Here is a 19,454-nt window from a genome sequence, read left to right on the forward strand (position 1 = left end):
TCGAGAGGCGTGCGGCCCCACACGCGGGCAGATGGCACGCAGGAAGCCCGGACTAATAAGATGGCATTGAAATCCCCCGCGTTTCGTAAAAAATTCCCGTTGCTGGTCACCGGCGGTTTGCTGGCGATGCAACCTCTGGCAACCCCATACGTGGTCGCCGCAGAGCAGTTCGACTGCCAAGTGTCTGCTGCCGGAGGCTGGGACTGCAAGCCCAAAACCCCTGCCGCCGCACTGCCGCCGCGCCCGGTGCATGTCGGTGCCGCTGCCAGCTCGTCCGGTGAAACGCCAGCCGGCTCCGGCGAGGTCGCCCAGGAACAGGCTCAAGGTCCTGCTCTGGTCACCGAGGCCAAGGGTCGTGTGCTGAAATCCCGCAGCCCCGACGCCAGCCACCTGGATTGGGTGCCACGTGACCAGCTCACCCCGGCCCAGCTCGCCGAAACCGGGCCTTACTGCGCCGGCGCCTACATCGAGCCGACGCGTCCGGGCATGAACGACACCACGCCAAAAGATGAGTCGCCGACCTTCATCGGAGCCAAGGTCTCGCGCTACCAGCAGGAGCAGCAGATCGCCACCCTCGCCGGTGACGTGGTCATGCGCCAGGGCAGCATGCAGGTCGAAGCCGACGAGGCCAACCTGTACCAGGCCGAGAACCGTGGTGAGCTGAGCGGCAACGTGAAGATTCGCGACAACGGCTCGCTGGTGGTGGGCGATCACGCCGACATCCAGCTCGACACCGGTGAAGCCAAGGTCGACAACGCCGAATACGTGATGCACAAATCGCGCATCCGCGGCAGCGCGCTGTACGCCAAGCGTGCTGAGAACGCCATCATTCGCCTCAAGGATGGTACCTACACCACCTGTGAGCCGAACAGCAACGCCTGGCAGCTCAAGGGCAACAACATCACCCTGAACCCGGCCACCGGTTTCGGTACTGCGACCAACGTCACCCTGCGGGTCAAGGATGTCCCGGTGTTCTACACACCGTACATCTACTTCCCGATCGATGACCGTCGCCAGTCCGGCTTCCTGCCGCCGTCGTTCAGCACCAGCAGCGACACCGGCTTCATGCTGGTCACGCCGTACTACTTCAACCTCGCGCCAAACTACGACGCCACCTTGTATCCACGCTACATGGCCAAGCGCGGCCTGTTGATGGAAGGCGAGTTCCGCTACCTGACCAAGTCCAGCGAAGGGCAGTTTGGTGGTGCTTACCTGAATGACAAGGAAGATGAGCGCAAGCTGCAGTCCGACTACAAGGATCAGCGCTGGATGGTCAACTGGCAGCACAAGGGTGGCCTCGACGAGCGCCTGATGACTGAAGTCGATTACACCGACATCAGCGACCCGTATTACTTCCAGGATCTGGAGTCGGACCAGATTGGCGTCGAAAGCAGGGACTTTCTCAATCAGCAAGGTGCCTTGACTTATCGCGGCGATACCTACACTGCTCGGCTTAATGTTCAAGGCTACAAGCTAGCAACAATTACTGAGATCACTCCCTATGATCGGTTGCCGCAGATTACTTTCAACGGGAAATTACCATACCATCCGGGCGGGTTAGATTTCGCTTACAATACTGAATTTGTAAGGTTCGATAGAGATCTACGCAATGGCAACTTCGTAGACAAGAATGGTGCAATATCCCCTTGGCTAGACAATAATGTTAGGGGCTTAGCACGCTCCACTGGCGACCGTATAAACATAGCACCCGAAGTCAGCCTGCCGCTTGAATGGACCTACGGCTTCTTGAAGCCTTCCATAAAAAACACCTACACTCGTTACGACTTGGACCTAGACAATAAAGGGAAGCAGGACATTGCTTTCGGATTGGACAATGCCAACCGCAACGGTACTGAGTATATCGATGGTGAGTTCAAGGGCACCCGCACTCGCAACGTACCTACCTTCAGTGTCGATAGCGGCTTGTATTTTGACCGAAAAACTCAATGGTTCGGTAAAAATTACCGTCAGACATTAGAGCCACGGCTGTATTACTTGTATGTGCCCTACGAAGACCAGAAGGATATTCCAGTCTTTGATACTAGTGAGAGCACATTCAACTACGCCTCGCTTTTCCGCGACAATCGCTTTTTTGGCTCGGACCGCATCGGCGACGAAAACAAACTATCGCTGGGTGTAACCAACCGTTGGATCGAAGACAACGGCTTCCAACGCCAGCGCTTCAGCATCGGCCAAGCGTTGTACTTTAAGGATCGCAAGGTACAACTACCAGGTATCGACTGGAGAACTCGCGACGACGCCCAGGCAAATGTCTCACCTTATGCACTGGAATATGAGTATCGCTTCAACCGCGATTGGCGCTTCAACTCCGACTTTAACTGGGATCCGGACAGCCGCAGTACCCGTTCGGGCAGTGCGATGTTCCACTACCAGCCTGAAGATAATGTGAACAAGGTTGTGAACCTTGGTTATCGCTATCGCAATGACATGGTCCGCTATGACAACGCTACCGGCAAATGGTCCGTGGGCGGCGGCGACTATGGATCTCCAGGCGATCCGAACTACGTCAAGGACTACTACAAGATCCAGCAACATGACTTCTCGGTCATGTGGCCAATCGTGCCGCAGTGGACGGCGATCGCCCGCTGGCAGCACGACTACAACCGCAACCGCACCCTGGAAGCCTTCGGTGGTTTCGAATACGACAACTGCTGCTGGAAGCTGCGCCTGATCAACCGTTACTGGGTTGATTACGACGAGTTCAGCCAGGATGCACCGCAAAACGAAAAAGGCGACCACGGCGTCTTCCTGCAGATTGTGCTGAAAGGCCTCGGCGGCGTAGTGGGCAACAAGGTCGAGTCTTTCCTCGACCAGGGCATTCAAGGTTATCGTACTCGTGAAGACCAAGCTTACTGATTGTCTGCGCCCGCTGTTGCTGGGCGCGGTATTGCTGACCGGCACGGCGCACGCCGCCGTGCAACCCCTGGACAGCGTTGTGGCCATCGTCGACAACGACGTGGTGATGAAAAGCCAGCTGGACAGCCGCGTGCGTGAAGTCCAGCAGACCATCGCCAAGCGTGGTGGCTCCGTGCCGCCCGCCGGGGTGCTGGACCAGCAGGTGCTCGAGCGCCTGATCGTCGAAAACCTGCAATTGCAGATCGGCGATCGCTCGGGTATCCGCATCACTGACGAAGAGCTGAACCAGGCCATCGGCACCATTGCCCAGCGCAATGGCATGAACCTGGAGCAGTTTCGCGCGGCCCTGGCCCGTGACGGCCTGTCGTATGAAGATGCCCGCGAGCAGGTTCGTCGCGAGATGATCATCAGCCGTGTGCGGCAGCGCCGGGTTGCCGAACGCATCCAGGTCTCGGAGCAGGAAGTGAAGAACTTCCTCGCCTCGGAGCAGGGCCAGATGCAACTGTCGGAAGAATGGCGACTGGCCAACATCCTGATCCCGACGCCGGAAAGCGCCAACTCGGCGCAGATCCAGGCGGCGGCCCAGAAGGCCGGCGAGCTGTACACGCGCCTGAAGAGCGGCGCCGACTTCGGCCAGATGGCAATTGCCAACTCTGCCAGCGAAAACGCCCTGGAAGGCGGCGAAATGGGCTGGCGTAAAGCCGGTCAGCTACCGCCTGACTTCGCCAAGTTGCTCAGCAGTCTGAACGTCGGCGACATTACTCAGCCGCTTCGTATTCCTACCGGCTTCATCATCATCAAGATGCAGGAGAAACGTGGCGGCGGCGGAGCCACCATGCGCGACGAAGTGCATGTCCGTCACATCCTGATCAAGCCAAGCGAAATCCGTAGCGAAGCAGCCACTCAGCAACTGGCCGAGAAACTCTACGAACGCATCAAGGACGGCGAAGATTTCGCTGAACTTGCGAAGAGCTTCTCCGAAGACCCGGGCTCGGCCCTCAATGGCGGCGACCTCAACTGGATCGACCCGAGCGCCCTGGTGCCGGAGTTCCGCGAAGTCATGGCCAGCGCCCCGCAAGGCGAAGTGAGCAAGCCGTTCAAGACCCAGTACGGCTGGCACGTGCTCGAAGTGCTGGGCCGCCGCGCCACCGACAGCACCGAACAGGCTCGCGAGCAACAAGCGATGAACGTACTGCGTAACCGCAAGTACGATGAAGAGCTGCAGACCTGGCTGCGTCAGATCCGTGACGAAGCCTACGTCGAAATCAAGCTTCCTGGCGCCGATCAGGCCGCGCAGTGAAACCTCAGCGCTTCGCCCTCACACCCGGCGAGCCGGCCGGCATAGGTCCTGACCTGTGCCTGCTGCTTGCCACGCAAGCCCAGCCGCACCCCCTGATTGCCATTACCAGCCGTGACCTGCTCGCCGAGCGGGCCGCGCTGCTGGGCGTGGCCGTCACCCTGCTGCCAGTCAGCCTCGCGGCCCTCCCCGACCAGCCCGCGCCGGCGGGCAGCCTGTATGTCTGGGATACGCCGCTGCAGAGCCCGGTGGTGGCCGGCCAGCTGGACAAGGCCAACGCCGCGTTCGTGCTGCAAACCCTGACCCGCGCCGGGCAAGGCTGCCTGGACGGGCATTTCGCCGGGATGATCACCGCGCCGGTGCATAAAGGTGTAATCAACGAAAGCGGTATCGCCTTCTCTGGCCATACCGAATTCCTCGCCGACCTGACCGGTACCGCGCAAGTGGTGATGATGCTGGCCACCCGCGGCCTGCGCGTAGCCCTGGTGACCACTCACCTGCCCCTGCGCGATGTTGCCGATGCCATCACCAGCGAGCGCCTGGAGCGTGTCACGCGGATCCTGCATGCCGACCTGCAGCACAAGTTCGGTATTGCCAACCCGCGCATCCTGGTCTGCGGCCTCAACCCGCACGCCGGCGAAGGTGGCCACCTGGGCCACGAAGAAATAGACACCATCGAACCGACATTGGCGCGCCTGCGCAGCGAAGGCATGGACCTTCGCGGCCCGTTGCCCGCCGACACCCTGTTTACCCCCAAATATCTGGAGCACTGCGACGCAGTGCTGGCGATGTACCACGACCAGGGCCTGCCCGTACTCAAGTACAAAGGCTTCGGCGCTGCGGTCAACGTGACCCTGGGCCTGCCGATCATCCGCACCTCGGTCGACCACGGCACTGCCCTGGACCTGGCCGGCAGCGGCAAAGTCGACACCGGCAGCCTGCAGGTCGCCCTGGAAACCGCCTACCAGATGGCCGAGACCCGAAAATGACCGAGCAATACCAACACAAGGCGCGTAAGCGCTTTGGCCAGAACTTCCTGCACGACGCCGGCGTCATCGACCGCATCCTGCGCTCGATCCACGCCAAGGCGGGCGAGCGCATGCTGGAAATCGGCCCGGGCCAGGGCGCCTTGACCTCCGGCCTGCTGGCCAGCGGCGCGCAACTGGACGTGGTCGAGCTGGACAAAGACCTGGTGCCGATTCTCAACCAGCAGTTCGCTGGCCGCGACAACTTCCGCCTGCACCAGGGCGATGCGCTGAAGTTCGACTTCACCAGCCTCGGTGCGACGCCCAACAGCCTGCGCGTGGTCGGCAACCTGCCGTACAACATCTCGACACCGCTGATCTTCCACCTGCTGGCCAACGCCGAGCTGATCCGCGACATGCACTTCATGCTGCAGAAAGAAGTGGTCGAGCGCCTGGCCGCGGGCCCAGGCGGTGGTGACTGGGGCCGCCTGTCGATCATGGTGCAGTACCACTGCCGGGTCGAGCACCTGTTCAATGTCGGCCCGGGCGCGTTCAACCCGCCACCCAAGGTCGACTCGGCGATCGTACGCCTGGTACCGCACGAAACCCTGCCGTTCCCGGCCAAGGACCACCGCCTGCTCGAGCGCATCGTGCGCGAAGCCTTCAACCAGCGCCGCAAGACCCTGCGCAACACCCTCAAGGCCCTGCTCAGCAGCGACGCCATCGAGGCTGCCGGCGTCGATGGCAGCCTGCGTCCGGAGCAACTCGACCTGGCCGCCTTCGTGCGCCTGGCCGACAAGCTGGCCGAGCAACAAAGCGCCGCGTAATCCTGCCGCAATGGCCAGTCATGCCCACATGACTGGCCGGCTACCCCGCCGATAGCCTAGACTGACGCCATCGCCGTATCCGCGTCTGTTGCCAAGGCCCCTTGCATGTCTGATCCCCGTTACCAGATCGACGTCAGCGTCGTGACCCGCTTTCTCAAAGAACAATCCGACCCCGAAAACGACCGTTTCGCCTTCGCCTATACCATCACGGTGAAGAACAACGGCACCGTGCCGGCCAAGTTGATGTCACGCCACTGGCTGATCACCAACGGTGATGGCCGCGTCGAGGAGGTCAAGGGCGCTGGCGTCATCGGCCAGCAGCCGCTGATCGAGCCCGGGCAAAGCCATACCTACAGCAGCGGCGCAGTGATCAGCACCAAGGTCGGCACCATGCAGGGCAGCTACCAGATGTTCGCTGAAGACGGTAAGCGCTTCGACGCCGTCATCGCCCCCTTTCGTCTGGCGGTTCCCGGGGCCCTGCACTGATGGCGGTGTACGCAGTCGGAGACTTGCAAGGCTGCCTGCAGCCACTCAAATGCCTGCTCGAACGGGTCGCCTTCAACCCGACAGTCGATCGCCTGTGGCTGGTCGGCGACCTGGTCAATCGCGGCCCGGAGTCGCTGGAGACCCTGCGCTTCCTTTATTCGATCCGCCAATCACTGGTGTGCGTGCTGGGCAACCATGACCTGCACCTGCTGGCCGCCTGGCATAACATCGAGCGCCTGAAAAAGAGCGACACCCTGCGCGAGATCCTCGGTGCCCCGGATGCCGCTGAACTGCTCGACTGGCTGCGCCGGCAAAAGCTGCTGCACTACGACGAGCAACGCGGCGTAGTACTGGTGCACGCGGGCATCCCCCCGCAGTGGACCCTGGGCAAAGCCCTGGAGCTGGCGGGCGAAGTGGAGGAAGCGCTGCGCGACGACAACCGCTTCAAGCTCTACCTTGATGGCATGTACGGCAACGAGCCGAACAAGTGGAGCAAGGACCTGAGCGGCGTCACCCGCCTGCGGGTGATCACCAACTATTTCACCCGCATGCGCTTTTGCACCAGCGAAGGCAAGCTCGACCTCAAAGGCAAGGAAGGCGCCGATACTGCCCCGCCCGGGTACAAGCCCTGGTTCGCCCACAAAGGCCGTCGCTCACGGCATGTGAAGATCATTTTCGGCCACTGGGCCGCCCTTGAAGGCCGCTGCAAGGAACCCGGGGTAGTCGCCCTGGACACCGGCTGCGTCTGGGGTGGCGCCATGACCCTGTACAATGTCGACACCGGCGCCATGCATCGTTGCGACTGCACCGACGAAGGTACCCCCAGAGCGCAGCCTGCGCCTGCACAACCGGCTAGAATGAACGACCAGTCCTGAAGGAAACCGTACCCATGAGCGAATTCAAACGCATCCCTCCCGAGCAGGCCCAGGCGCTGCGCGAGCAAGGTGCGGTCGTGGTCGATATTCGCGACCCCCAAGCCTATGCCGCTGGCCACATCACTGGCGCCCGGCATCTGGACAACCATTCGGTGGCGGATTTCATCCGCGCTGCCGACCTCGACGCCCCCACCGTCGTGGTCTGCTATCACGGCAACTCCAGCCAGAGTGCTGCCGCGTATCTGATCAGCCAGGGCTTTTCCGACGTCTACAGCCTCGACGGCGGCTTCGAGCTGTGGCGTGGCACCTACCCGGCAGAAACCGCCCAGGGCAGCACCGAATAATTTTTTTCATCTCCCGCAGCCCGCGTCCTGCGCGGGCTCGCGCCTGACCAGACGAACGGTCATGGCGAACTTCATGTACAACCACCCTTGACCTCCCCGATTACGAACTATCCTTAAGCGCAGGCCATCCAAAAAGGGGAGAGCCGGTACACCGGCGTGCGGGTCATCGGTAGCGAGTTCTAGGTGTTCTGGGGGGTATACAGCAATCGGTAGCGCCGATTGCATGCCAGCATCAGCTGACTGATCCGGCGTCGGCTCCACGTATCGAGCGAGGTGACGTCATGAGTATTTTTAGCCACTTCCAACAACGTTTCGAGTCTACCCGTCAGGAAGAACTTTCGCTGCAAGAGTACCTTGAGCTCTGCAAAAGCGATCGCAGCGCTTATGCCTCGGCGGCCGAACGCCTGTTGATGGCTATCGGCGAACCGGAACTGGTCGACACCTCGAACAACTCAAGGCTGTCGCGCATCTTCTCCAACAAGGTGATCCGCCGCTATCCGGCCTTTGAAGACTTCCATGGCATGGAAGAATGCATCGACCAGATCGTGTCCTATTTCCGCCACGCCGCTCAGGGCCTGGAAGAGAAGAAACAGATCCTGTACCTGCTGGGCCCGGTGGGCGGCGGTAAATCGTCCCTGGCCGAAAAGCTCAAACAACTGATGGAGAAGGTGCCCTTCTATGCGATCAAGGGCTCGCCGGTATTCGAGTCGCCCCTGGGGCTGTTCAACGCCGCGGAAGACGGCGCCATCCTCGAAGAAGACTTCGGCATCCCGCGGCGCTACCTGAACACCATCATGTCGCCCTGGGCGACCAAGCGACTGGCCGAGTTCGGGGGCGACATCAGCCAGTTCAAAGTGGTCAAACTCTACCCGTCGATCCTCAACCAGATCGCCGTGGCCAAGACCGAACCGGGTGACGAGAACAACCAGGATATTTCCGCCCTGGTGGGCAAGGTCGATATCCGCAAACTCGAGGAATACCCACAGAACGACGCCGACGCCTACAGCTACTCGGGCGCGCTGTGCCGGGCCAACCAGGGCCTGATGGAATTCGTCGAGATGTTCAAGGCACCGATCAAAGTCCTGCACCCATTGCTGACGGCCACCCAGGAAGGTAACTACAACAGTACCGAAGGCCTCGGTGCGATCCCCTACTCCGGGATCCTGCTGGCCCACTCCAACGAATCGGAATGGCACAGCTTCCGCAACAACAAGAACAACGAGGCCTTCATCGACCGGATCTACATCGTCAAGGTGCCGTACTGCCTGCGGGTCAGCGACGAGATCAAGATCTACGACAAGCTGCTGTTCAACAGTTCGCTGGCCAAGGCCCATTGCGCGCCTGACACCCTGAAGATGCTCGCCCAGTTCACCGTGCTGTCGCGGCTCAAAGAGCCGGAAAACTCGAACATCTACTCGAAAATGCGCGTGTATGACGGCGAGAACCTCAAGGATACCGATCCCAAGGCCAAGTCGATCCAGGAGTACCGCGACGCGGCCGGGGTGGACGAAGGCATGAACGGCCTGTCGACCCGTTTCGCCTTCAAGATCCTCTCCAAGGTGTTCAACTTCGACCCTCATGAGATCGCCGCCAACCCGGTGCACCTGCTGTATGTGCTGGAACAGCAGATCGAACAGGAACAATTCCCGGCCGAAGTGCGCGAACGCTACCTGCGCTACCTGAAGGAGTACCTGGCACCGCGCTACATCGAGTTCATCGGCAAGGAAATCCAGACCGCTTACCTGGAGTCCTACAGCGAATACGGGCAGAACATCTTCGACCGCTACGTGCTGTACGCCGACTTCTGGATCCAGGACCAGGAGTACCGCGACCCGGAAACCGGCGAGATCCTCAACCGCATCGCCCTCAACGAAGAGCTGGAGAAGATCGAGAAACCGGCCGGTATCAGCAATCCGAAGGACTTCCGCAACGAGATCGTCAACTTCGTGCTGCGCGCCCGGGCCAACAACAACGGCAAGAACCCGACCTGGCTAAGCTACGAAAAGCTGCGGGTGGTGATCGAGAAGAAAATGTTCTCCAACACCGAAGACCTGCTGCCGGTCATCAGCTTCAACGCCAAGGCCAGCAAAGAGGATCAACAAAAACACAACGACTTCGTCACCCGAATGGTGGAACGCGGCTACACAGACAAGCAAGTTCGGCTGCTCTCGGAATGGTACCTGCGGGTCAGAAAATCGCAATAAGCGGCAAGCTGCAAGCTGTCAGCTGCAAGCCGCGCACGGCTGTCAAATGCGTGTCGCGCTTGCAGGTGCAGCGGTGATCCAACTTGAAGCTTGCAGCTACCGCCTACTCCCGGAGGGGCCTATGAGCTATGTGATCGACCGACGCCTGAACGGCAAGAACAAGAGCACGGTCAACCGCCAGCGCTTTTTGCGGCGGTACCGTGAACACATCAAGAAAGCCGTCGAGGAGGCCGTAAGCCGCCGCTCCATTACCGACATGGAACATGGCGAACAGATCAGCATTCCCGGTCGCGACATCGACGAGCCGGTGTTGCACCATGGCCGTGGCGGCAAGCAAACGGTGGTGCACCCGGGTAACAAGGAATTCACTGCCGGCGAGCATATCGCCCGTCCGCAAGGGGGCGGCGGGGGCGGCGGCCGTGGCAAGGCCGGTAACTCCGGCGAAGGCATGGACGAGTTCGTCTTCCAGATCACCCAGGAAGAATTTCTCGAGTTCATGTTCGAGGACCTCGAACTGCCCAACCTGGTCAAACGCCACCTGACCGGCACCGACACCTTCAAGACCGTGCGCGCCGGTATCAGCAACGAAGGCAACCCGTCACGCATCAACATCATCCGCACCCTGCGTTCGGCCCATGCCCGGCGCATCGCCTTGTCCGGCAGCAGCCGAGCGAAATTGCGCGTAGCCCAAGAGGAACTGGCGAGACTCAAGCGAGAAGAACCGGATAACTTCGGCGATATTCAGGAAATAGAAGCAGAAATCGAGCGTCTGAGCGCCCGTATTCACCGCGTGCCGTTTCTCGATACCTTCGACCTCAAGTACAACCTGCTGGTCAAGCAACCCAACCCCAGCTCCAAGGCGGTGATGTTCTGCCTGATGGACGTTTCCGGCTCCATGACCCAGGCTACCAAGGACATCGCCAAGCGCTTCTTCATCCTCCTGTACCTGTTCCTCAAGCGTAATTACGACAAGATCGAGGTGGTGTTCATTCGCCACCACACCAGCGCCCGCGAAGTGGACGAAGAGGAGTTCTTCTATTCCCGGGAAACCGGCGGCACCATTGTATCCAGCGCCTTGAAACTGATGCAGGAGATCATGGCCGAACGCTACCCGGCCAATGAATGGAACATCTACGCCGCCCAGGCCTCGGACGGCGACAACTGGAATGACGACTCGCCGATTTGCCGCGAGATCCTCTCCAATCAGATCATGCCGTTCGTCCAGTACTACACTTACGTTGAAATCACCCCTCGCGAACATCAGGCATTGTGGTACGAGTATGAGCGTATCGGCGAAGCCTTTGTCGATACATTCGCCCAGCAGCAGCTGGTGTCGGCCGGCGATATCTATCCGGTCTTCCGTGAACTCTTCCAGCGCAGGTTAGTGACATGACCGCTAGAGAGCAGAAGCGCCACCCCATTTCTACCGGGTCCGAATGGACGTTCGAACTGATCCAGGCCTATGACCGGGAAATCAGCCGCCTGGCCGAGCGCTATGCCCTGGATACCTACCCCAACCAGATCGAGGTGATCACCGCCGAGCAGATGATGGATGCCTATGCCTCTGTCGGCATGCCGCTGGGGTATCACCACTGGTCCTACGGTAAACACTTCCTCAGCACTGAAAAGTCCTATAGCCGCGGTCAGATGGGCCTGGCCTATGAGATCGTGATCAACTCCGACCCCTGCATCGCCTACCTGATGGAAGAAAATACCATCTGCATGCAGGCGCTGGTGGTCGCCCACGCCTGCTACGGGCACAACAGCTTCTTCAAGGGCAACTACCTGTTCCGCACCTGGACCGACGCCAGTTCGATCATCGACTACCTGGTCTTCGCCAAGCAGTACATCACCCAGTGCGAAGAGCGTCACGGCATCGATGCTGTGGAAGACCTGCTCGACTCCTGCCACGCCCTGATGAACTATGGCGTCGACCGCTATAAACGGCCCTACCCGATTTCTGCCGAAGAGGAGCGGCGCCGGCAGAAAGAACGCGAAGAACACCTGCAGAAACAAATCAACGACCTGTGGCGCACGATTCCCAAGGGTACCGACAAGAACAGTGAACGCGACAACGCGCGCTTCCCAGCCGAACCCCAGGAAAACATCCTCTACTTCATCGAAAAACATGCGCCATTGCTCGAGCCCTGGCAGCGCGAAGTCGTGCGCATCGTGCGCAAGATCGCCCAGTACTTCTACCCGCAGCGCCAGACCCAGGTGATGAACGAAGGCTGGGCGACCTTCTGGCACTACACCCTGATGAACGACCTGTACGACGAAGGCCTGGTGACCGAAGGCTTCATGATGGAGTTCCTGCAGTCGCACACCAGCGTGGTGTTCCAGCCCGGCTTCGACAGCCCTTACTACAGCGGTATCAATCCCTATACCCTGGGCTTTGCCATGTACCGCGACATCCGCCGCATGTGCGAGCACCCCACTGAAGAGGACCGCCGCTGGTTCCCCGAGATCGCCGGCAGCGACTGGCTGTCGACGATCAAGTTCGCCATGAGCAGCTTCAAGGACGAAAGCTTCATCCTCCAGTACCTGTCGCCCACGGTAATCCGCGACCTCAAACTGTTCAGCATTCTCGATGACGACCAGCGCGAGGACCTGCTGGTGCCGGCCATCCACGACGAAAGTGGCTACCGGATCATCCGCGAAACCCTGGCCGCCCAGTACAACCTCGGCAACCGTGAACCCAACGTGCAGATCTGGAGCATCGACCGTCGTGGCGACCGCTCGCTGACCCTGCGCCACCAGCAACACGACCGCAAACCCCTGGGTGACTCCACAGAAGAGGTTTTAAAGCACCTGCACCGCCTCTGGGGCTTCGATATTCACCTGGAGACCCTGCAGGGCGACCAGGTGATGAAAACCCACCACGTGCCGCCCAGAGGCGAACACGGCGAAGCGGACTACGGTCGCCTGGACCTGGCTGTAGTACACCTCTAGCGCGCCCTCCGTTGCTGCCAGACAGGTTATCCTGTGGCATCAACGGAGGTTTTACATGCAGATCTACAAAGTCGGCGGCGCCGTACGCGACCGCCTGCTCGGCAGGCCGGTCAGTGATATCGACTGGGTGGTGGTTGGCGCCACTGCGCAACAGATGCAAGCCCTGGGTTATCGGCCAGTCGGTGCCGATTTCCCGGTGTTCCTGCACCCGAAGAGTGGCGAGGAATATGCCCTGGCACGCACCGAGCGCAAGAGCGGGCGTGGCTACGGCGGTTTCACTTTTCATGCCAGCCCCGAGGTCACCCTTGAGGAAGACCTGATCCGCCGCGACCTGACCATCAATGCCATGGCCGAAGACGACCAGGGCAATGTCTGCGATCCGTACAATGGTCAAAAAGATCTTGAAGCGCGTATTTTACGCCACGTATCACCGGCGTTCGCCGAAGATCCCCTGCGAGTACTGCGCGTCGCCCGCTTTGCTGCGCGCTATGCCAGCCTGGGGTTCAGCGTAGCCGCGGAAACCATCGAACTGATGCGCGAACTCAGCGAGTCCGGCGAGCTGCAGGCGCTGACCGCCGAACGCAGCTGGAAGGAAATTGCCCGCGCGCTGATGGAAGATCAACCACAGGTATTCATCCAGGTTCTGCGTGATTGCGGCGCCCTCAAGCAGTTGATGCCGGAGCTCGATGCCCTGTTCGGCGTGCCGCAGCCCGAGGCCCATCATCCGGAGATCGACAGTGGCATCCACACTCTCTCGGTACTCGAACAAGCCGCCCTGCACCAACAACCCCTGAGCGTGCGCTGGGCCTGTTTGCTGCACGACCTGGGCAAGGGCCTTACCCCGCAAGCGCAATGGCCACGGCACATCGCTCACGAGCAGCGCGGCCTGAAGTTGATCACGGCGGTGAACCAGCGCTTCAAGGCGCCCCGTGAATGCCAGGAGCTGGCGTTGCTGGTAGGCGAGTACCACACCCACTGCCACCGGGCACTGGAGTTACGCGCCTCGACCTTGCTGGAATTGCTGCAGAGCTTCGACGTGTATCGACGGCCACAGCGCTTCGAGGAGTTTATCGCCGCGTGCGAGATGGACGCCCGGGGCCGCAAAGGGCTGGAGCAGCGCGATTACCCACAGGCGGACTATTTGCGCGGTGCGGCAGCGGCAGCGCGGGCGGTGCAGGTGCAGCCGCTGGTGCAGAAAGGGTTGACCGGGCAGGCACTGGGTGAAGCGCTCAAGGGTGAGCGGCTGAAGGCGTTGAAGGCCTACAAGGACGACACCAAGCGGTAATGCGTGTCGCCTTCATCGCTGGCAAGCCAGCTCCCACAGGGCCTGCCTACACCGGACCTTGTGGGAGCTGGCTTGCCAGCGATGGGGTCAAATCCTGGTTAGTTGTTGCCCACGCCAGTCGAACGGCACCGGCGCCAGCACTTGCTTGATCTGCGCCTCGGACCACAGCTGCCCCATGGTTTTACCGGCGCCCGGGTGCATCAGCTCAGGCGCGATCAACGCCAGCGGCCACAGCACAAATGCGTTCTTGAGAATCTCCGCCCGCGGCAATACCAGGCCATCAAAACTGCCATGCAGATCGTTGTACATCAGCACATCGATATCCAGCGGCAAGCCCTTGCGCTCAGGGGCATAGCGGCCATTGTCGGCCTCGATGAACTTGAGCCGGCGGTCCAGTTCCATCAGCGGCAGCGTGGTCAGACCGGTGACCACCAGGTTGAAGAACGGCCCGCTCTTGATGCCCACGGCCTGGCTCTCGAACACCGCCGAACAGTGCATGTCGCTCAGCACGTCGGCCAGGGCATCGAGCCCGGCGGTCAAATGCCGCTCACGCTCGATATTGCTGCCCAGCCCGAGGTAAACCCTGTTCAGAGACATCCGCGCTCGATCTCCACACCCACCCCACTGGCAGCAGGTACTGCACCCGGCTTGGTCAGCTTCAGGTGCAACCAGGGAATCTGGAATTCGCTCATCAACACCGCCGCCAGACGCTCGGCGAAGGTTTCCACCAACTGGAATTCGGACTGTTCGGCAAACGCCTGGATGCGCGCCGAGACACTGGCGTAGTCCAGGGCCAGGGTCAGGTCGTCACCGGCCGCAGCCGGGCGATTGTCCCAGGCAAAACTCAGGTCCAGGCGCAGGCACTGGCGGATTCCGCGCTCCCAGTCGTAGGCACCGATCACGGTATCGACTTCCAGCCCTTCGATGAACACTCTGTCCAAGCACTTCTCTCCACAGCACGACAAGGGCGCGTTGCGCCGTTAGAATCAGGGCGTCCTCGCCCGGAATGGTTAGCATGTTTTGGTTACTGGCGCTGTGCGCCTACCTGCTCGGCTCTCTGTCCTTTGCCATTGTCCTCAGCCGCCTCAATGGCAGCCCGGACCCGCGCATGAGCGGTTCAGGCAATGCCGGTGCAACCAACATGCTGCGCCTGGCCGGCCGCAAACTGGCGGTCCTGACCCTGCTTGGCGACCTGTGCAAGGGCTTGCTGCCGGTGCTGATCGCCAATCTTGCTGGCCTCGACCTGCAGCAACAGGCCTGGATCGGCGTGTGCGCGGTGATTGGCCATCTGTTCCCGGTGTACTTTCGCTTTCGCGGCGGCAAAGGTGTCGCCACCGCCGCCGGCATGCTGCTGGGGCTCTACCCGCCAGCCGCCTTGCTGGCCATCAGCGCCTGGCTGCTGACCTTCTACCTGACCCGCACCAGCTCGCTCGCGGCACTGGTCGCAACGCCTCTGACCCTGCCGCTGTTGGCCTGGCGCGAGCCGGAAGCGCTGCTGCCGATCAGCGTGCTGACGGTGCTGATCGTCTGGCGTCACCGCGGCAATCTACGCGACCTTTTCGCCGGACGCGAACGGCATTTCTGAATCCACTGCATGAGCAACGCTCAGTTTCACAGCGGCGCCAGTTGCTCCATCGGCCAACGCGCCTGCACGCTGATTGCCAGGCTTTCCTGCTGGCCGGCAGCCAGACGCTGACAGCCGGCGTAGGCAATCATGGCGCCGTTGTCGGTGCAAAATTGCGGACGGGCGTAGTACACATTGCCCTTGAGACCGGCCAGCATGTCCTCCAGCGAGGCGCGCAAGGCCTTGTTGGCGCTGACGCCGCCAGCGATCACCAGGCGCTTGAGGCCGGTCTGCTTGAGGGCACGCTTGCACTTGATGGTCAAAGTCTCCACCACCGCCTGCTGGAAGGCCAGCGATACGTCGCATCGAGTTTGTTCACCGTCGTCTCCAGCACTCTGGCACTGCTGCCAGGTGTTGAGGGCGAAGGTTTTCAAACCGCTGAAGCTGAAGTCCAGCCCCGGACGATCGGTCATCGGCCGCGGGAAGACAAAGCGCCCGGGCACGCCCTGGGTCGCCAGCCGGGCGATCTCCGGGCCACCCGGGTAAGGCAGGCCGATCAGCTTGGCGGTCTTGTCGAAGGCTTCGCCAGCGGCGTCATCGAGGGTCTCGCCGAGCAGCTCGTAGCGCCCGATACCATCGACCCGTACCAACTGGGTATGCCCGCCCGATACCAGCAAAGCGACGAACGGGAATTCCGGCGGCTGCTCTTCGAGCATCGGCGCCAGCAGGTGGCCTTCCATGTGGTGCACGCCCAGCGCTGGAATACCCCAGGCAAACGCCAGGGCCTGGGCACAGGAGGCGCCCACCAGCAGAGCACCGACCAGGCCGGGGCCTGCGGTATAGGCGATGGCGTCGATCTCGGTGGCGACGCAGTCGGCTTCGGCCAGCACCTGGCGGATCAACGGCAGCATACGCTTGACGTGATCACGTGAGGCCAGCTCCGGCACAACGCCGCCATACACGCGGTGCAGGTCGATCTGACTGAACAATGCATCGGCCAAAAGGCCGCGTTCACTGTCGTATAATGCGACGCCGGTTTCGTCGCAGGATGTTTCCAATCCCAGTACTAGCATGGGTCCGTGCCTTGTTGAGGCTGAATTCGAAGGCGCGCATGATAGTCCCCGCTCCCGACGCCGACCAGCGGTTTTCGATCAGAGGCTTTGCATTCCGGTCGGCTAAGGGTTAACATCCGCAACCCTTAAAAACCGACGTTCTCCAGCGCACATTTTTGCCACGAGTTCGTTGACCCCGGTAATGAATGAAGGTAGCTCTGGATGCCAGCCGTCAAAGTTAAAGAGAATGAACCCTTCGACGTAGCTCTGCGTCGTTTCAAGCGCTCCTGCGAAAAAGCCGGTGTTCTGGCTGAAGTTCGTAGCCGCGAATTTTACGAGAAGCCGACTTCTGAGCGTAAGCGCAAAGCAGCAGCCGCTGTTAAACGTCACGCCAAGAAAGTTCAGCGCGAACAGCGCCGCGCCGTTCGTCTGTACTAATACAGACGTCCGTCGCAAGCTTCTGCCTCGCCCGGCCCAAAGCCGGGCTGCCGGCAGTTGTTGCTTGATCCTTTGGCCTTCGGGCCCAAGGCGTCCTGTTGCCATGCAACATGGACAACCTGCCTGAATCGTCAGAACTGGCCGCAACGCCAGCTGTGCACGTCCTTCCTGACGAGCCCTCACCGGCTGCAGACGAGCACGTCTTTCCGTATTTTGTGTTACGCCATTCGACATCGCTCGAACGCGCAGCCGTTCCCGCCGCATTAGCGATTACACTTGCTTATCGCCTGATGATGAGAGTGCCATGGCCGGGCTGATTCCCCAGAGTTTTATCGACGACCTGCTTAACCGTACCGACATCGTCGATGTGGTGAGTTCGCGCGTGCAGCTGAAAAAAGCTGGCAAGAACCTCACGGCCTGCTGCCCGTTCCATAAGGAAAAGACCCCGTCGTTCAGCGTCAGCCCCGACAAACAGTTCTATTACTGCTTTGGCTGTGGCGCGGGAGGCAACGCCCTTGGCTTCATCATGGACCACGACAACCTGGATTTCCCCCAGGCTGTCGAGGAACTGGCCAAGGCCGCCGGCATGGAGGTGCCCCGCGAAGACAGCGGGCGCGGCCACAAGCCCCGGCAACCGGTCGATTCACCGCTGTACCCGCTGCTTGAAGCGGCCGCTGAGTTCTATCGCCAGGCACTGCGCAGCCACCCGACGCGTAAATCGGCGGTCGACTATCTCAAGGGCCGCGGCCTGTCCGGCGAGATCGCCCGCGACTTTGGCCTCGGTTTCGCCCCGCCTGGCTGGGACAACCTGTTCAAGCACCTGAGCAGCGATACCCTGCAACAAAAAGCCATGATCGACGCCGGCCTGCTGATCGAGAACGCCGAGTCCGGCAAACGCTACGACCGCTTCCGCGACCGAGTGATGTTTCCGATCCGCGACAGCCGTGGCCGGGTCATCGCCTTCGGCGGCCGGGTGCTGGGCGACGACAAGCCCAAGTACCTCAACTCCCCGGAAACCCCGGTGTTCCACAAGGGCCAGGAGCTGTACGGGCTGTACGAGGCACGTAAATTCAACCGCAACCTCGATGAAATCATCGTGGTCGAAGGCTACATGGACGTCATCGCCCTTGCGCAACAAGGCCTGCGCAACGCGGTGGCGACCCTGGGTACGGCCACCAGCGAAGAGCACCTCAAGCGCCTGTTTCGCGTCGTGCCCAGCGTGCTGTTCTGTTTCGACGGCGACCAGGCTGGCCGCAACGCCGCCTGGCGTGCACTGGAAGCGGCACTGCCGAGCTTGCAGGACGGGCGCAAGGCGCGCTTTCTGTTCCTGCCAGAAGGCGAAGACCCCGACACTCTGGTGCGCGCCGAAGGCACTGACGCTTTCCGCGCCCGCATCAACCAGCATGCCCAGCCACTGGCCGATTACTTTTTCCAGCAACTGACCGAAGAAGCCGACCCACGCTCGCTCGAGGGCAAGGCGCACATGGCCACCCTCGCTGCACCGTTGATCGAAAAAGTGCCCGGGGCCAACCTGCGCGCACTGATGCGCAATCGCCTCAAGGAAATCACCGGGCTGGACAACCAGCAGGTCGAACAACTGGCGCACTCCGCGCCGGTCGAAGCACCGCCCAGCTATGACCCGGGCATCGATTACGATGCCATTCCCGACTACACGCCGGACTACGGCGATTTTCACCAGCCCGAGTACACACCACCGCAACAGCAGTGGGCACCGAACAAGGGCGGCAAGAAAAAATGGGAAGGCAAGCCCTGGGACAAGAAGGGCAAACCCTGGGAGCGCAACGGCCAGCGCCAGGATGCCCCGCCACGGGTGCCGACCTCGGTAGAACCGCCGACCTTGAGCGCCTTGCGCACCCTCCTGCACCACCCGCAACTGGCGAAAAAGGTCGAGGACGCCAGCCAGCTGGCGGCCGAGGAACACGTCTACGCCCAGTTGCTGGTGGCCCTGCTGGAGGCGTTGCAAAAGAATCCTGAGCTACGCTCACTACAGCTGATCGCCCGCTGGCACGGCACCGAACAAGGCCGCTTGCTCAGGGCCTTGGCAGAAAAGGAATGGCTGATCGATGCCGACAACCTTGAACAACAGTTTTTCGACACTATAACTAGCTTGTCCGCTCGCCAACGCGAGCGCAGCCTGGAACATCTGCTCAGGAAAGCACGTCAAAGTGACTTGAGCGCAGAGGAAAAAAATCAGCTGCGTGACCTGTTAAGCCGTAATGTTCCCGCACAAACCCCGACCTCAACTGGCGCGTGAGGTCCTAGCTCGG

General features: G+C 61.0%; 17 protein-coding genes. 14 read left to right on the forward strand and 3 right to left on the reverse strand.

Translation table 11 applies throughout. The features are described 5' to 3' along the window. The first annotated feature begins 60 nt into the window (after positions 1 to 60). The 11 genes from BV82_RS24495 (at position 61) to BV82_RS24545 (ending at position 14,112) form a co-directional block, all read left to right on the forward strand. Positions 61 to 2,877 carry an LPS-assembly protein LptD gene (locus tag BV82_RS24495; protein ID WP_036995055.1) on the forward strand — a complete coding sequence of 939 codons (2,817 nt, stop codon included), beginning with the start codon at positions 61 to 63 and terminating at the stop codon, positions 2,875 to 2,877. Beyond that, a complete protein-coding gene (gene surA, locus BV82_RS24500) occupies positions 2,858 to 4,177 on the forward strand; it encodes a peptidylprolyl isomerase SurA (RefSeq protein WP_010221448.1) in 1,320 nt (439 codons plus the stop codon). The genes BV82_RS24495 and surA overlap by 20 nt, the downstream gene beginning before the upstream one ends. Beyond that, positions 4,174 to 5,163: a 4-hydroxythreonine-4-phosphate dehydrogenase PdxA gene (pdxA, locus tag BV82_RS24505; protein ID WP_036995054.1), complete on the forward strand. Its 990-nt coding sequence runs from the start codon at positions 4,174 to 4,176 to the stop codon at positions 5,161 to 5,163. Before surA ends, pdxA begins: the two co-directional genes overlap by 4 nt. Beyond that, complete coding sequence (gene rsmA / locus BV82_RS24510; protein ID WP_036995053.1) at positions 5,160 to 5,966, forward strand: 16S rRNA (adenine(1518)-N(6)/adenine(1519)-N(6))-dimethyltransferase RsmA; 807 nt, start codon at positions 5,160 to 5,162, stop codon at positions 5,964 to 5,966. The genes pdxA and rsmA overlap by 4 nt, the downstream gene beginning before the upstream one ends. A gap of 105 nt (positions 5,967 to 6,071) precedes the next feature. After that, on the forward strand, positions 6,072 to 6,452 hold the full coding sequence (gene apaG / locus BV82_RS24515) for a Co2+/Mg2+ efflux protein ApaG (protein ID WP_010221445.1): 381 nt from the start codon (positions 6,072 to 6,074) through the stop codon (positions 6,450 to 6,452). Further along, entirely contained in the window at positions 6,452 to 7,327 is an 876-nt protein-coding gene (locus BV82_RS24520; protein WP_036995052.1) for a symmetrical bis(5'-nucleosyl)-tetraphosphatase, read from the forward strand. Before apaG ends, BV82_RS24520 begins: the two co-directional genes overlap by 1 nt. A 14-nt stretch (positions 7,328 to 7,341) precedes the next feature. After that, entirely contained in the window at positions 7,342 to 7,671 is a 330-nt protein-coding gene (glpE, locus tag BV82_RS24525) for a thiosulfate sulfurtransferase GlpE (protein WP_010221442.1), read from the forward strand. Between the two features lie 281 nt (positions 7,672 to 7,952). After that, on the forward strand, positions 7,953 to 9,875 hold the full coding sequence (locus BV82_RS24530; protein ID WP_010221441.1) for a PrkA family serine protein kinase: 1,923 nt from the start codon (positions 7,953 to 7,955) through the stop codon (positions 9,873 to 9,875). A gap of 121 nt (positions 9,876 to 9,996) precedes the next feature. Next, positions 9,997 to 11,268, forward strand: a complete 1,272-nt coding sequence (locus BV82_RS24535; RefSeq protein WP_010221440.1) for a YeaH/YhbH family protein — start codon at positions 9,997 to 9,999, stop codon at positions 11,266 to 11,268. Then, positions 11,265 to 12,827: a SpoVR family protein gene (locus BV82_RS24540; protein ID WP_010221439.1), complete on the forward strand. Its 1,563-nt coding sequence runs from the start codon at positions 11,265 to 11,267 to the stop codon at positions 12,825 to 12,827. Before BV82_RS24535 ends, BV82_RS24540 begins: the two co-directional genes overlap by 4 nt. A gap of 55 nt (positions 12,828 to 12,882) precedes the next feature. After that, positions 12,883 to 14,112, forward strand: coding sequence for a multifunctional CCA addition/repair protein (locus BV82_RS24545; RefSeq protein WP_036995051.1), 1,230 nt, complete (start codon positions 12,883 to 12,885; stop codon positions 14,110 to 14,112). An 87-nt stretch (positions 14,113 to 14,199) separates the two neighbouring features. Here BV82_RS24545 and folK read toward each other — a convergent pair whose 3' ends face one another. Both folK and folB read right to left on the reverse strand, forming a co-directional pair. After that, positions 14,200 to 14,709, reverse strand: a complete 510-nt coding sequence (gene folK, locus BV82_RS24550; protein WP_036995050.1) for a 2-amino-4-hydroxy-6-hydroxymethyldihydropteridine diphosphokinase — start codon at positions 14,707 to 14,709, stop codon at positions 14,200 to 14,202. Further along, positions 14,700 to 15,053, reverse strand: a complete 354-nt coding sequence (gene folB, locus BV82_RS24555; protein WP_010221436.1) for a dihydroneopterin aldolase — start codon at positions 15,051 to 15,053, stop codon at positions 14,700 to 14,702. The genes folK and folB overlap by 10 nt, the downstream gene beginning before the upstream one ends. 74 nt (positions 15,054 to 15,127) lie before the next feature. Here folB and plsY point away from each other — a divergent pair, with 74 nt between their 5' ends. Further along, positions 15,128 to 15,697 carry a glycerol-3-phosphate 1-O-acyltransferase PlsY gene (plsY, locus tag BV82_RS24560; RefSeq protein WP_010221435.1) on the forward strand — a complete coding sequence of 190 codons (570 nt, stop codon included), beginning with the start codon at positions 15,128 to 15,130 and terminating at the stop codon, positions 15,695 to 15,697. A gap of 26 nt (positions 15,698 to 15,723) precedes the next feature. Here plsY and tsaD read toward each other — a convergent pair whose 3' ends face one another. Next, a complete protein-coding gene (tsaD, locus tag BV82_RS24565; protein WP_010221434.1) occupies positions 15,724 to 16,749 on the reverse strand; it encodes a tRNA (adenosine(37)-N6)-threonylcarbamoyltransferase complex transferase subunit TsaD in 1,026 nt (341 codons plus the stop codon). Between the two features lie 201 nt (positions 16,750 to 16,950). On the opposite strand from tsaD, the gene rpsU reads away from it, so the two are divergent. Both rpsU and dnaG read left to right on the forward strand, forming a co-directional pair. Beyond that, complete coding sequence (gene rpsU, locus BV82_RS24570) at positions 16,951 to 17,166, forward strand: 30S ribosomal protein S21 (protein WP_002551877.1); 216 nt, start codon at positions 16,951 to 16,953, stop codon at positions 17,164 to 17,166. Between the two features lie 304 nt (positions 17,167 to 17,470). Next, a complete protein-coding gene (gene dnaG / locus BV82_RS24575; RefSeq protein ID WP_036995049.1) occupies positions 17,471 to 19,441 on the forward strand; it encodes a DNA primase in 1,971 nt (656 codons plus the stop codon). Positions 19,442 to 19,454 lie beyond the last annotated feature (13 nt).

The organism is Pseudomonas donghuensis (assembly GCF_000696345.2).
GTDB lineage: Bacteria > Pseudomonadota > Gammaproteobacteria > Pseudomonadales > Pseudomonadaceae > Aquipseudomonas > Aquipseudomonas donghuensis.